We start from the raw sequence: 13341 nt of genomic DNA, 5'->3' as shown, positions 1-13341 counted from the left end.
CTCGACGGCCGTCCTGTACGCTCGTACAGGACTACGATAAAGCAGGGAACATCCGGAGGGGATGGATCACACGGAAATGAGACGATGACCACACCCGACGACACCCGGTCCCGGATCCTGGCGGCGGCCAGGGAGCTGTTCGCGCAGCGCGGTTACGCGGGCACGTCCCTGGCCGACATCGCCGCGGCCGTGGGGCTGACCAAGACCGCCGTCGCCTACCACTTCCATCCCAAGGACCGCCTGGCCTCCGAGCTGCTCGCCCCGGCGGCCGACGAGATGCTGGAGCTGCTCGGGGCCGACTTCCCGAGCAGGGAGGCGTTCGTCGACGCGCTGGTGACGTTCGCGGTGCGCTACCGCTCGGTGATCCGCCTGTTCATGGAGGACCTGGCCGCCGACGACCCCGGCGCGCCGGATTCGGAGCGCGCCACGGTCCGGACGTTCAGGGACGAGATCTTCGCCAGGCTGGTGGGCGACGATCCCGATCCGGAGACCAGGCTGAAGAGCTGGGCCCTGCTCGGCGCGCTGCAGTGGGGCGCGGTCAACACGATGGACATGCCTGAGGAGCAGGTCCGCGACGTGCTGCTGGAAGCCTGCCGCACCTTCTAGAGTCCCAGGAACTCGCGTTCGACATGATCGAGCGCGAGGCGTACGGCGCCCAGCGCCACCCCCTCGTCCCCGAACGTGGACGCCACCACCTCCGGCACGCTCACGCAGAGCTCGGCGAGGTGGCGGCGGAGCGGTTCGAGCAGCACGTCACCGGCCCGCGCGTAGCCGCCGCCGAGCACCAGCAGGTCGGGATCGATGGCCAGCGCGAGCGCCGAGGCGCCGATCGCGAGGTTCTCGGCGTAGCGGTCGACCCGCCGCACGGCGTCGCGATCGCCCGCCAGCGCCGCCTCGAACACCTCCGCCGCCGAGGCGTCCTTGACCAGCTCGCGGGCGGCGTCCTCCCAGCCGACCTGGCGCAGCGTGCCGATCTCGCCCGCGGCCCCGTTGCGGCCCGGATGCAGCCGGCCGCCGATCAGGATGCCCGCGCCCGCCCGGTGGCCGATGAGCACGTACACCACGTCGGAGGCGTGCTGCGCGCTGCCGCGCCAGTGCTCGGCGAGCGCGGCGAGGTTGGCGTCGTTGGCGGCCAGCGCGGTGCAGCCGAACCAGCGCCCGGCCAGGCCCGCCAGGTCCACGCCCGTCCAGCCGGGCAACGTGATCGACAGGGACACCCGCCCGGTGCGGTCCACGATGCCCGAGGTGCCCGCGGCCACGGCCCACACCCGCTTGCGCGCGACGCCCGCGCCGTCCACACAGGCCAGCGACGTACGCCGGGCCGCCTCCAGCCGTTCGTGGGCCGCGGCGTCTCCGGAGACGTCGGCCCGCTCCCAGGCGATCACCTCGCCGTTGAGGTCGGCCAGCGCGGCCACGATCGCGTCGCCCCCGACCTCCACGCCGACCACGTAACCGGCGTCCGCGCGGAACCCGAACCGCCGCGCGGGCCGTCCCATCACACCCTCGTCGGGCGGCACCTCCCTGACGTAGCCGCGCTCCCCCAGCTCGTCGAGCACCGCCTCCACCGTCTGCCTGGACAGGCCGGTGATGCGGCCGAGCTGGGTCAGCGTGGCCACGCCCTCGCGGCGCAGGGCCCTGAGTGTGGCCTGGGTGTTCACCTTGCGCAGCAGCGACGCGTCACCCGGGCGGAGCTCGGTCAACTTATGCGACCCTTTCTCATAACTGCCCTATAACTCCCCATTGACGGCTGACAGCCAGGATCCTAGCATCAGCCGACATACGTGAACTGGTTACATATGTGGAGGCGTAATGGTCACTCTCGCCGTCGTGGGCGCGGGTTCGCGGGGGGCCGGGTACGCCCGCCACGCCGTCGAGACCGGCCAGGCGCGGGTGGTCGCGGTGGCCGATCCGCTGGATGCCCGCCGCGACAGGTTCCCCGGGGCGGAGCAGTACGCGGACTGGCGCGAGCTGGCCGCGCAGCCCCGCCAGGCGGACGCGGTGATCATCGCCACCATGGACAGGGAGCACGTCGAGCCCGCGGTGCGCTTCGCCGAGCTGGGCTACGACATCCTGCTGGAGAAGCCGATGGCGGTCTCCGAGGAGGACTGCCGGCGGATCGTGGCGGCGGCCGAACGCTCCGACGCCGTCTTCGCCGTCTGCCACGTGCTGCGGTACACCCCGTACACGCGGGTGCTGAAGCGGCTGCTGGACGAGGGCCGGATCGGGGAGATCGTCAGCATCCAGCACCTGGAGCCGGTCGGGTGGTGGCACCAGGCGCACTCGTACGTGCGGGGCAACTGGCGGCGGGCCGACGAGTCCACGTTCATGCTGCTCGCCAAGTCGTGCCACGACCTCGACTGGCTGGTGCACCTCACCGGCAAGCCGGTCACGCGCGTGTCGTCGTTCGGCGGGCTCAAGCACTTCCGCCCGGAGAACCGCCCGGAGGGCGCGGCCGACCGCTGCCTGGACTGCCCGGTCGAGGCGGCGTGCCCGTACTCGGCCAAGCGCATCTATCTCCCGCTGGCCGGGCGCGAGGTGTGGCCGCTGTCGGTGCTCACCGACGACGTCTCCGAGGCAGGCGTGCTGGAGGCGCTCAGGACGGGCCCGTACGGCAGGTGCGTGTACGCCTGCGACAACGACGTGGTCGACCACCAGGTCGTGAACATGGAGTTCGAGGGCGGCACGACCGCGTCGTTCACCATGACCGCCTTCACCCCGGCGCTCCACCGGCAGACCCGGATCTTCGGCACGCGCGGCTCGATCGACGGGGACGGCGAGCGGCTGACCGTGCACGACTTCGTCACCGGCCGCGCCGAGACCGTCGACACCCGTCCCACGGGTCCGGAGCGGAGGAGCTCGGGGGGAGAGAGCGAGGGACGAGCCAACGAGCCCCGAAGCGGCCGCGACCATAAGCACGCGACGGCCGGAGGCGGCCACGGGGGCGGTGACGAAGGGCTGGTGGACGCGTTCCTGGCCGCGGTCGCCACCAGGGACCGCTCCTCGATCCTCTCCTCGCCGGGGGAGAGCCTGCACAGCCATCTCATCGCCTGGGCCGCCGAGAGGTCGCGGCTGCACGGCGAGACCGTCACCCTGGAAGGAACCCCCCGATGAAGGCAACGCACATCACCGCCCCATTGATCGGCATTGTGGCCCTGGGCGCGGGCCTCGTGGCCTGCGGCTCGTCCACTCCGGCGAGCCAACCGGCCGCCCAGCAGGACGGCGGTCGTGGGCCGATCACGTTCATCAGCGGCAAGTTCGAGGCCGAGTCGGTGCAGAAGATCGTGGACGCGTGGAACGCCGCGCACCCGAACGAGAAGGCCACCGTCGTCCTGCTCCCGGAGAGCGCCGACGAACAGCGCCGCAAGCTCATCCAGAACGCGCAGACCAAGTCGGACGCCGGCGACGTGATCCTCATCGACGCGGTGTGGACCAGCGAGTTCGCCGCGAACCGCTGGGTGGACGAGCTGAAGCTGGACACGACCGGCTTCCTCCCCACCACCGTCGAAACAGCGAAATATCGCGACAAGCTCTATGCGGCACCGCTGTTCACCGGCACCGGCCTGCTCTACTACCGCAAGGACCTGGTCAAGGAGCCGCCCAAGACCTGGGACGAGATGAAGAAGATCTGCGCCGAGGTGCTGCCCAAGCAGAAGGGCATGAGCTGTTACGGCGGCCAGTTCGACAAGTACGAGGGCCTGACCGTGAACTTCTCCGAGGCCGTGGCCTCCGCGGGCGGCCAGCTCCTCGACGCCTCCGGCCAGCCGCAGGTCACGAGCGAGGCAGCCAAGCAGGCCGCCCAGTTCCTCGCGGACGGCTTCAAGAGCGGGATGATCCCGAAGGAGGCGATCACGTACAAGGAGGAAGAGGGGCGGGTCGCCTTCCAGGAGGGCAAGCTGCTCTTCTACCGCAACTGGGCCTACGGGTACGAGGCCGCGCAGAAGACGGACGGCTCCAGCAAGGTCGTCGGCAAGTTCGACGTGGCGCCCATCCCCGGGCTGACCGGCCCCGGCGCGGGCACGCTCGGCGGCAACAACCTGGCCGTCTCCGCCTTCTCCAAGCACAAGCAGAGCGCGCAGGACTTCATCGCGTTCATGACCAGCGCGGCGCAGATCAAGGCGTTCGCGCAGACCAGCTCGATGCCGGTGCCGCGGACTGCGATTTACGACGACCCTGAGCTGATCAAGAAGTACCCGTACCTGCCCGCGCTCAAGGACGGCATCCTGGCCGCCAAGCCGCGTCCCAAGGCCGTCAGGTACGGCGACGTGACCGCCGCCATCCAGGAGTCCGCGTACGCCATCGTCACCGGCGCCAAGCCGGCCGACCTGGCGCTGTCCGAGCTGCAGTCGGCCCTCGGGCCCCTGCTGAAGTGAGCACTGCTGAAGTGAGCACGCGCAATTCGCGGTGGCCGGCCGCGCTCATGTTGTCCCCCACCATGATCGTGCTGGCCCTCGTGGTGTTCTATCCGCTGCTGTCCGCCCTGCGCGAGTCGTTCTACGAGAGCGGGCAGCGGCTCGACGCGGACGGGTTCGTGGTGGCGGGCGAGTGGTTCGCCGGGCTCGCCAACTACGCGGGCGTGGTGGAGCAGCGCTTCCTGAACGCGGCCGTCAACACGACCTTGTTCACCGTGGTGACGGTGGCGCTGGAGGTCGTGCTCGGGGTGGCGATGGCGCTGGTCATGCAGCGGGCGTTCAGGGGGCGGGCGGTCCTGCGGGCCAGCATCCTCGTCCCGTGGGCGGTGCCGACGGCGGTCTCCGGCCTGATGTGGAAGTGGATCTTCCAGGCGGACGGGGTGGCGAACGCGCTCCTCGGCACCGACATTCTCTGGACCGCGGACGGCGCCTGGGCGAAGCTGGCCGTGGTCATCGCCGACGTCTGGAAGACCGCTCCGTTCGTCGGCCTGCTCGTGCTGGCGGGGCTGCAGGTCATCCCCGCCGAGGTGTACGAGGCCGCGAAGGTGGACGGCTCGACGGCCAGGCAGACGTTCTGGCGGATCACGCTGCCGCTGGTCAAGCCCGCCCTGCTGGTGGCGGTGCTGTTCCGGCTGATGGACGCGCTGCGCGTGTTCGACCTGCCGTACGTGCTCGTCGGGCCGCGCAAGCAGTCGGTGGAGACGTTGTCCGGGCTGATCTGGGACGAGGCGACCCGGGTGCACTACGGGCCCGCCGCGGCGTACGGGACGGCGCTGTTCGTGTACATCGCGTTGATCGCGTTCGTGTTCGTCAAGCTGCTGGGGGCCGACCTGCTGAGTGACGTGCGGTCGCGCAGGAAGGAGGCCCGGGATGTGGCGTAGGGCGGGGACGATCGGCATCGCGCTGTACTGCCTGGTGCCGTTCTACTGGATGGTGGTGTCGAGCTTCCGCCGCACCGCCGATATTTACGACAAATCACCATTTCCTGCCCCGTGGTCCTTGGAGAGCTACCAGGCGGTCTTCGACGAGGGCACGGGCTTCGGCCAGGCGCTGCTCAACAGCCTCATCGTCGCGGGCACCACGACGGCGATCACGTTGCTGGTGGGCACGCTGGCGGCGTACGCCCTGGCCCGCCTCACGTTCCGGGGCAAGAACGTCATCCTGGCCCTCGTGATCGCCGTCTCCATGTTCCCTGGGGCGCTGCTGATCGTGCCGCTGCTCAAGCTGTTCACGACGATCGGGTGGATCAACTCGTACCAGGCGATGATCGTCCCTTCGATGTCCTTCGCCCTGCCGCTGACGATCTGGAACCTGACGACGTTCTTCCGGCAGCTGCCGTACGAGCTGGAGCAGGCGGCCATGATCGACGGCTGCACCGCGTTCACGGCCTTCCGCCGCGTCATGCTCCCGCTGGCCGCGCCGGGCATCTTCACGACGGCGATCCTGGCCTTCATCGCGACCTGGAACGAGTTCATCATCGCCGTCACCATGGTCAACGACCAGGCTCGCCAGACGGCCACCGTACGCATCGCCCAGTTCACGGGGGCCGCCAAGTTTGACACGCCGTTCGGCACGCAGATGGCCGCCGGCGTACTGGTCACGATCCCGCTGGTGCTGCTGGTGCTCTTCTTCCAGCGCCGCATCGTCGCCGGTCTCACGGCGGGCGCCCTCAAGTAACCCTGCGCACCGCCCAGGCACCGGATGTCGCGGCGCCGCTCCCCCCACCGGCCTCGGCCACGAGCCACGCGCGTCCAGCGCCGCTTGGCCGCAGTTCCAGGGGCGGCCGCATCGTGCGCGGACGCGATGGCGCATGGGTGGAGGGGCGGAGCGGACCGGCGGGAGGAAGGCGTACGGCGGTGGATGGCGCAGAGGGCGGAGTGGGCCCGGGACGGCGGGTGATGGTCACTCGCCGGGGATCTGGCCGGTCGGGGTTTCGGAGGGCTCGTTGGGGTCGGGGCCCGACTGGGCCGCCAGGCCGACCACGATCACGACTGCGCTCCCCGGCTCGGCGCACGTGCCCGGCTGGACGGTCTGGCTGAGGATCGTGCCCACCCGGGACTCGTCGTCCACCACCTGGCCCTTCGACCGTACCGTGAAGCCCGCCGCGGCCAACGCCGCCCGCCCGTCCTCCTGGGACCGGCCGACGACCGAGGGCACTGTGACGCCGTTGCGGGCCACCGTGAGCGCCACCGGGGTGCCGCCCGCGGCGCGGCTGCCCGCCTTGGGCTGCGTGGCGAGCACCTGGCCGTCCGGCTGGTCGGAGCAGGAGCGGGTGACGGTGCCGACCGCCAGCCCCGCCCCGGTCAGCCGGGCCTCGGCGGCCTTGAGCTGCAGGCCCGTGACCGCGGGCACGGGCAGCCCCGCCGACACCTGGAGCGAGACTCTGCTGCCCCTGGCCACCGCCGTGCCCGGGGCGGGCTCCGCGCCCAGGACCTGGCCGATCTTCTGGGGCGAGTCGAGCTGGGTGACGGTGCCCAGGACCAGCCCGGCCTGTTTCAGCGCCTTCGCCGCCGCGCTCCGGTCCAGTCCCGTCAAGGGCGGGACCGGGACCGTGACCGGGTGTGCGACCGGGGGGTCGGAGGTGGGCTTGCGTTCCTGCGTTCTCTCGGATCTGGGCGGGGATGACCTGTCCGCCGAGGGGCGGGATTTCCCCGGATCCGACTGCGGGGGAACCGTCGGGCCGGCCGCCCGGGACGGCTGGACCTCCTGGCTCTGGTTCATCGCGGGGATGAGGGCTGTGAGCAGTACGGCGGCCGTGACGATCAGGGCCGCGCAGACCGCGATGACCGCCCTCGGCCAGCCGCGTCTCGACGTCAATGGAGCGTTCCCGTAGGTTGACGGCCCCACGGGGCTCGGGCCGGAGGGCGGGCCGCCTTCCCGAGTGCCGGATAACCGGTAGCCGCCGGGTGTCCCCGTGGCCTCGGGCTGGGCGATCGGCGCCCGCGGCTCGGGGGAGGTCGAGCGCTGCTCGGGCACCAGCGGCGGCGTGGCCCGCAGGATGTGGGCGGGAGGCGAGTCCAGCACCTCGGCCGGCAACGCGGCTGATTCGCCCAATAACTCGAACAGCAGGTCTCTGCTGGTGGGCCGGTTCCGCGCGTCCTTGTCCAGGCACGCTTCGACCAGCGTCCGCAGCCGCCCGTCCAGGCGACCCAGCTCGGGCGGCGCGGTCAGGATGCGGTGCAGCACCGGCGCCACCGAGTCCTGCCCGAACGGCGCCGTCGCGTTGGCCGCGAAGCACATGGTGGCGCCCCACGAGAACACGTCCGCCGCCCCCGCGACGGCTGATGCCGTGATCTGCTCGGGCGCCATGTACGCGGGCGTGCCCACTCCCCGCCCGCTCACCGTGGCCGCCGCGTCCAGTGCCCTGGCCAGGCCGAAGTCGATCACCCGCGGCCCGTCGGACCCGAGCAGCACGTTCTGCGGCTTGAAGTCCCGGTGGACGATCCCCGCCCGGTGGATCGCCGCGAGCGCGGTGGCCGTGCTGACCGCGAGCCGCTCCAGCGCGCCGCCCCGGCGCGGCCCGGTGAGCGCGACCTCCCTGTGCAACGAGGGCCCGTCGACGTACTCGCTCACGATGTACGCCCGGCCCTCGTCGAACCCGGCGTCGATCACCTGCGCCGTGCAGAACCTCGCCACGTGCTTGGCCAGCTCGACTTCCCGCAGGAACGCCGCCCGCTCGTCGCCCACGGGCCCATGCAGCAGCTTGACCGCGTATGCCTCCCCGCCCCGCGAACCGAGGAACACCGTGCCCTGTCCGCCCTCACCCAGCCGCCCGGAAAGCTCGTACTCCCCGAGTCGCTGCGGGTCCCCCGTCCTGAGCGGCTGCGCCGTTGGCACGGGGCGCCTCCCCTCGCCGCCACCCCTTACTGCTTTCTACTGAAAGCAACGGGCCGCGTTCAGTCAACGGTGCACAGGGCAATCGCTGCCTGACCGTGACACAGCTGGTCAAGAAGCCCGGGCGACCGTGCCGGAATACGTCACTTCGTCCTTACCTTGGCGCGTTACCTTGATGGCCATCCGGTTCGAGTCGGCCATCGGGAACATCCGCACCGTGCCCGGATAGCACTCGCTGCCGGTGACCTGATCGAGGGTGAAGACCGTGCCGCTCCCGCTGCGCGCGAGCCGTCCGGAGCAGTGCAGGTCCGCTCCCCACCGCATCGCCCCGCCGTCGGCGCCTATGCGCACCTCGATGGGGAAGACCCGGTGTGCGGTGAAGTGCTCGGCGGAGCCCGTCCACGTGCCCTCCAGCCCGGGCCCTTCAGCGCCGCGCAGCCAGAACACGAACCCGGCCACCGCCATGGCCACCCCGATCGCCGCCACGCCCAGCTGCCAGGGCCGCACCCGCCTGCGGGCCGGAACCTTCGGGAAGGTGTCGCGTGTGACGGCGGGGAAACTCGTGGTGGGGTCGGGATCCATGATCCGGCCAGGGTCGGCGCCGGGCGGCGCGGCCTCCATGACCAGCCTTATCCCGGCCGTGGCGGGGTCACCGGCGGGCGCGGGGCGGGGGCGGCCGACGGCGGCCTGCGCGCCCGACGACAGCACGTCGCCACCCGCCTCCTGGCCCAGCAGCCGCCGCAGCACCTCCTCCGCGTCGGGCCGGTCCCCCGGCTCCCGCGCCAGGCAGGCCTCCACGATCTCCCGCAGCCGCCCGGTCAACGCCCCGAGGTCCGGCTTGCCGTACAGGATCCTGGCGAGGACCTCCTGGTAGGTCTCCGCCTTGTACGCGTGCCGCCCCGTGGCGGTGTAGACGACGGTCAGCCCCCAGGCCCACAGGTCGGCGGGCGGCCCGGCGGGCTCGCCGTTGATGCGCTCGGGCGCCAGGTACGCCGGGGTGCCGACGGGCATCACGCTGGTCGTGGCCGCGGTGTCCATGAGCCGGGCCACGCCGAAGTCGATCACTCGCGGCCCGTCGATCCCGAGCAGCACATTGCCCGGCTTGAAGTCGCGGTGCACGACGCCGGCCCGGTGGATGGCCCCGAGCGCGGTGGCGGTGCCGATGGCCAGGCGCTCCAGCGAGCCGCCCAGGCGCGGCCCCTTGGCGACGACGTGCTCCAGGAGCGAGGGCCCCTCGACGTACTCGCTGACCAGATAGGGGCGGTCGCCTTCGAGGTCGGCGTCGAGCAGCTGCGCCGTGCAGAACGCGGCCACCCTGCGGACCGCCTCCACCTCGCCCAGGAACCTGTGCCGCACGTCCGGAACGCCGGACAGGCTCGCGTGCAGCAGCTTGACCGCGACCTGTGCCCCCTGCTCGGAGTGGCCGAGGTAGACGACGCCCTGACCGCCCTGGCCGAGCCTGCGCGACAACCGGTACGACCCAAGCTGTCGCGGGTCATCGGCTCGGAGTACGGACATATTTCCCGATTATGCCGGGGTTTCGATCAACGACGCGTACCGGTCGAGGATCGGCAGGACCGTGTCCGCGGGCCCGCCGGGCAGCGTGGCCACCGCCTCCTCGATGCCGAGCCCGGCGAAGTAGTCGAGCTTCTCCCTGGTCGGCAGCGTCCCGAACGGGATCACCTTGGCCATCGGCCGGCCCGCCTTCTCGCACGCCTCGCGCAACATCGGCAACGCCGCCCTGATCCCCTTGCCGCCGATCGGCATCCAGCCCTCGGCGTACTCGGCGACCTGGGCGAACAGCTTCGGCCCCGCGGCGCCGCCCACGTACAGCGGTGGCCCGTCGAGCGGCTTGGGCCAGGACCAGGACGGCTCGAACCCGTCGAACGAGGCCACCTCGTCCCGCCACAACGCCTGCATGGCGAGCACGTTCCGTCTGGCCACCGCGCGGCGGCGGCCGTACGGGACGCCGTGGTTCTCGATCTCCTCGACGTTCCAGCCGAAGCCGACCCCGACCACGACGCGCCCGCCCGACAGGTGGTCGAGCGTGGCGATGGCCTTGGCGGTCACGATGGGGTCGCGCTGGGCGGCGAGCAGGACGCCGGTCCCGACGCGCAGCCGCCGCGTCGCGGCGGCGGCGAAGGAGAGGGCCACGAGCGGGTCGAGCGTGTGCTTGTACTCCTCCGGCAGTTCGTCCTGGCCCGCCGCGGGAGGGGTACGGCGCGAGACCGGGATGTGGGTGTGCTCCGGCACGTAGAGCGAGTCGAAGCCGCGCTCCTCAGCCGCCCTGGCGAGGTCCTGGACCGGCATGGCCAGATCAGTGACGAACATCGTGACCCCGAGCCTCATGCGATCCCCTCCTCGTTAACCAAGCGATTGCTCGGTTAAGATTTCCAGAGTACCTTGCAGAAGACCGTCCCGCGGAAAGAGGTTCCCGGTGAAGTTTTCTATCTTCCTGAATCCGCAGATTCCCGGCTCCGGGTACGCGGCCGAGGAGAACGCCAAGGCCAGGCGGCCGATCGGGCGTGACACGGAGTCGTACCAGAAGCTGCTGCACGAGGTGCGGGAGATAGCCGTGCACGCCGACCAGATCGGCTTCGACGCGCTCATGATGACCGAGCACCATTTCCACTCGGAGGGCATGGAGTTCTCGGTCAACCCGCTGATGTTCCTCACCGACCTCGCCGCCAGGACCGAGCGGATCCTGCTCGCGCCGCTCGGCCTGGTGCTGCCCGCCTGGGACCCGATCAGGGCCGCGGAGGACGTGGCGCTGCTCGACCAGTTCTGCAAGGGACGGCTGCGGCTGGGGGTGGCGCGCGGCTACCAGAACCGGTGGATGAACGTGCTGGGTCAGCGCTGGCACGCGGCCGCCGCGCGTTCGGACGGGTCGGCCTCCGACACGCGGAACTTCGACGTCTTCGGCGAGGTGCTGAAGATCATGAAGATGGCGTGGACGCAGGAGACGCTGCGCTACAAGTCGGACGTGCTCGACTATCAGGTGCCTTATCCGTATGAGGGCATCGAGGGATGGCCGGCGCTGGAATGGACCCGGACGTTCGGCGCGCCGGGCGAGCTTTCCGAGGACGGGAAGGTGCAGGCCGTCTCCGTCTGCCCCAGGCCGTACCAGAACCCCCATCCGGAGCTGTGGCAACCGTTCACGATCTCGGACCGGTCGGTCATCAGGGCCGCCCAGGAGGACATCCTGCCGTGGATGTTCACCCCCAACCCGGACGATCACGCGGCCAAGGCCAAGCTGTACCAGGAGGAGTCGGCCAAGCAGGGCCGCCACTACAGGCTGGGCGAGCACACCGGCATCCTCAAGATCGTCGGCATCGCCGACACCACCGAGGAGGCCATCAACACCTTCGGCCGGAGCATCCCCAAGGACTTCGCCGCCTTCTTCGGCCCGTTCGGCTACCTGGAGGTGCTGCGGAAGAAGGAGGACGAGAAGCACAAGCCCATCTCCCCGGAGAAGGGCGACGCCAAGCGGATGAACGACGTGGAGATGGCGCTGTTCGGCACCCCGGACGACGTCAAGCGCGGGATCCAGCGGATGCTCGACCGCATGCCCGACCTGGAGTGGTTCGGGCTCTACATGCAGGGGCAGCAGGGCGTGCTGCCGCTGGACACGGTCAAGCGGAACCTGGAGCTGTTCGCCACCAAGGTCATCCCGGAGTTCCAATGAGGTTCTGGCTGGGGGCCTCGTTCGTCGACACCGACCAGTTCGTGGAGCTGGCGCGGGCAGCCGAGCGGTGCGGGTTCGACACGCTGACCCTGTCCGACCATCTGTTCTACGCCGATTTCGCCTCTCCTTACCCGTACTCACGGTCGGGCCGGCCGCGCTGGGACGCGCGTACGCACTGGCCGGACGTGTGGGTGACGATCGGCGCCATGGCCGCGGTCACCACCTCGCTCCGCTTCTCCCCGAACGTCTACATCGCGCCCGCCCGCGACCTGTTCACCGTGGCCAAGCAGGTGTCCACGGCGGCGGTGCTGTCGCGGGACCGGGTGACGTTCGGGGTGGGGGTGGGGTGGTGCAAGGAGGAGTTCGTCGGAACGGGTCAGGACTTCCACACCCGGGGGCGGCGCCTGGACGCGATGCTCCCCGTCCTCCGCTCGCTCTGGGCCGGCGAAACGGTCGCGCTGGACGGCCTCCCCGAGCTGTCGATCTCCCCCACCCCGGCCCGGCCGATCCCCGTTCACGTGGGCGGCGACAGCGACGCCGCCCTGCGGCGCGCGGCCCGGCTGGGTGACGGCTGGATCGGGAACCGGATCTACACGGAGGAGCAGCTCGACGCCGTGCTGGACACGCTGCGGCGGCATCTTTCCGAGAACGGCAGGAGCGAGCCCTTCGACATCGTCGCGCCGCTCGCGGTGCTGCCGGACGCCGACACGTACCGCCGCTTCGCCGCCAAGGGCGTGACCGCGACCATGGCGGCGCCGTGGTGGCTGGCCACCCCTGAGGAGAAGGCCCGGTACGGCGAGGGAACACTGGAGCTCAAGATCGCCACCATGGAACGCTTCGCCGAGGAGGTCATCGCCAAGCTCTGACGTCAGCGGGGCGGGAGGCCCAGCTCCCCCCGTTCGGCGCCCGTCCCTTCGGCGAGGTTCTTCAGTATGCGCCGCAGCATGTCCGTGACCTGCGCGACCTCCTCCGGCGAGAACCCCGCGAAGACCTCGTGGCTGATCCTCCCGAAGATCGGCGGCAGGCTGGGCACCAGGGACCGCCCCTCGTCCGTCAGCTCGATGACGATCGAGCGCCGATCCTCGGGATGCCGGGCCCGCCGCAGCAGCCCCTTGGCCTCCAGCCGGTCGAGCAGCCTGGTCATCCCGGCCGTGTCCGTGCCGAGCTGGCTCTTCAACAGGCTGGGCGTGCTGCCACCGCGCGAGGCGTGCAACAGCAGCGCGGCCTGCTGCGCCGTGAGGCCGAGGGGGGCGAGGCGCCGCTCGGTCTCGGTGTTCAGCTCCCTGCCCACCTGCACGAGCAGCGACCCTCCCCCCAGGACCAGCTCGAACGTCGACTGCGGCGCGCGGTTCTCGTTCATCTCCGCAGAATATCCTGCGTAGACATTTGCTGTCGCGACAGCTACAGTCGTGA

At 70.8% G+C, this 13341-nt stretch carries 12 protein-coding genes; 7 read left to right on the top strand and 5 right to left on the bottom strand.

Features of this window, described 5'->3' with window-relative positions; translation table 11 throughout:
- Positions 1-84: 84 nt before the first annotated feature.
- A complete protein-coding gene (locus tag ABN273_RS17110; protein ID WP_349449854.1) occupies positions 85-606 on the top strand; it encodes a TetR/AcrR family transcriptional regulator in 522 nt (173 codons plus the stop codon).
- Here ABN273_RS17110 and ABN273_RS17105 read toward each other — a convergent pair.
- A complete protein-coding gene (locus ABN273_RS17105) occupies positions 603-1700 on the bottom strand; it encodes an ROK family transcriptional regulator (RefSeq protein ID WP_349449853.1) in 1098 nt (365 codons plus the stop codon). The genes ABN273_RS17110 and ABN273_RS17105 overlap by 4 nt on opposite strands.
- Positions 1701-1809: 109 nt before the next feature.
- Here ABN273_RS17105 and ABN273_RS17100 point away from each other — a divergent pair, with 109 nt between their 5' ends.
- From ABN273_RS17100 to ABN273_RS17085, 4 genes are read left to right on the top strand one after another with little or no spacing between them, the layout of a single operon-like run.
- On the top strand, positions 1810-3111 hold the full coding sequence (locus tag ABN273_RS17100) for a Gfo/Idh/MocA family protein (protein WP_349449852.1): 1302 nt from the start codon (positions 1810-1812) through the stop codon (positions 3109-3111).
- Positions 3108-4370 (top strand): ABC transporter substrate-binding protein, encoded by a 1263-nt coding sequence (locus ABN273_RS17095; protein WP_349449851.1) that lies wholly within the window; start codon positions 3108-3110, stop codon positions 4368-4370. Before ABN273_RS17100 ends, ABN273_RS17095 begins: the two co-directional genes overlap by 4 nt.
- 11 nt (positions 4371-4381) lie before the next feature.
- Positions 4382-5290 (top strand): carbohydrate ABC transporter permease, encoded by a 909-nt coding sequence (locus ABN273_RS17090; RefSeq protein ID WP_349449850.1) that lies wholly within the window; start codon positions 4382-4384, stop codon positions 5288-5290.
- Positions 5280-6086, top strand: a complete 807-nt coding sequence (locus ABN273_RS17085) for a carbohydrate ABC transporter permease (RefSeq protein WP_349449849.1) — start codon at positions 5280-5282, stop codon at positions 6084-6086. Before ABN273_RS17090 ends, ABN273_RS17085 begins: the two co-directional genes overlap by 11 nt.
- Positions 6087-6311: 225 nt before the next feature.
- Here the strand turns inward: ABN273_RS17085 and ABN273_RS17080 are convergent, their stop codons facing one another.
- From ABN273_RS17080 to ABN273_RS17070, 3 genes are all read right to left on the bottom strand, one after another.
- Entirely contained in the window at positions 6312-8246 is a 1935-nt protein-coding gene (locus ABN273_RS17080) for a protein kinase domain-containing protein (protein WP_349449848.1), read from the bottom strand.
- Positions 8247-8354: 108 nt separating this feature from the next.
- Complete coding sequence (locus tag ABN273_RS17075; protein WP_349449847.1) at positions 8355-9761, bottom strand: serine/threonine protein kinase; 1407 nt, start codon at positions 9759-9761, stop codon at positions 8355-8357.
- Between the two features lie 9 nt (positions 9762-9770).
- Complete coding sequence (locus tag ABN273_RS17070; RefSeq protein ID WP_349449846.1) at positions 9771-10592, bottom strand: TIGR03619 family F420-dependent LLM class oxidoreductase; 822 nt, start codon at positions 10590-10592, stop codon at positions 9771-9773.
- 88 nt (positions 10593-10680) lie between these two features.
- Here ABN273_RS17070 and ABN273_RS17065 point away from each other — a divergent pair, with 88 nt between their 5' ends.
- A complete protein-coding gene (locus ABN273_RS17065; protein WP_349449844.1) occupies positions 10681-11928 on the top strand; it encodes an LLM class flavin-dependent oxidoreductase in 1248 nt (415 codons plus the stop codon).
- Positions 11925-12794, top strand: coding sequence for a TIGR03619 family F420-dependent LLM class oxidoreductase (locus tag ABN273_RS17060; protein ID WP_349449842.1), 870 nt, complete (start codon positions 11925-11927; stop codon positions 12792-12794). Before ABN273_RS17065 ends, ABN273_RS17060 begins: the two co-directional genes overlap by 4 nt.
- A 2-nt stretch (positions 12795-12796) precedes the next feature.
- Here ABN273_RS17060 and ABN273_RS17055 read toward each other — a convergent pair whose 3' ends face one another.
- Positions 12797-13288: a MarR family winged helix-turn-helix transcriptional regulator gene (locus ABN273_RS17055; protein WP_349449840.1), complete on the bottom strand. Its 492-nt coding sequence runs from the start codon at positions 13286-13288 to the stop codon at positions 12797-12799.
- Between the last annotated feature and the right edge of the window lie 53 nt (positions 13289-13341).

Origin of the sequence: Nonomuraea sp. B19D2 (assembly GCF_040137845.1) — a bacterium.
Lineage (GTDB): Bacteria > Actinomycetota > Actinomycetes > Streptosporangiales > Streptosporangiaceae > Nonomuraea.
Note: the sequence above shows the minus strand (reverse complement) of the source record. Positions and strands in the feature narration are given on the sequence as shown.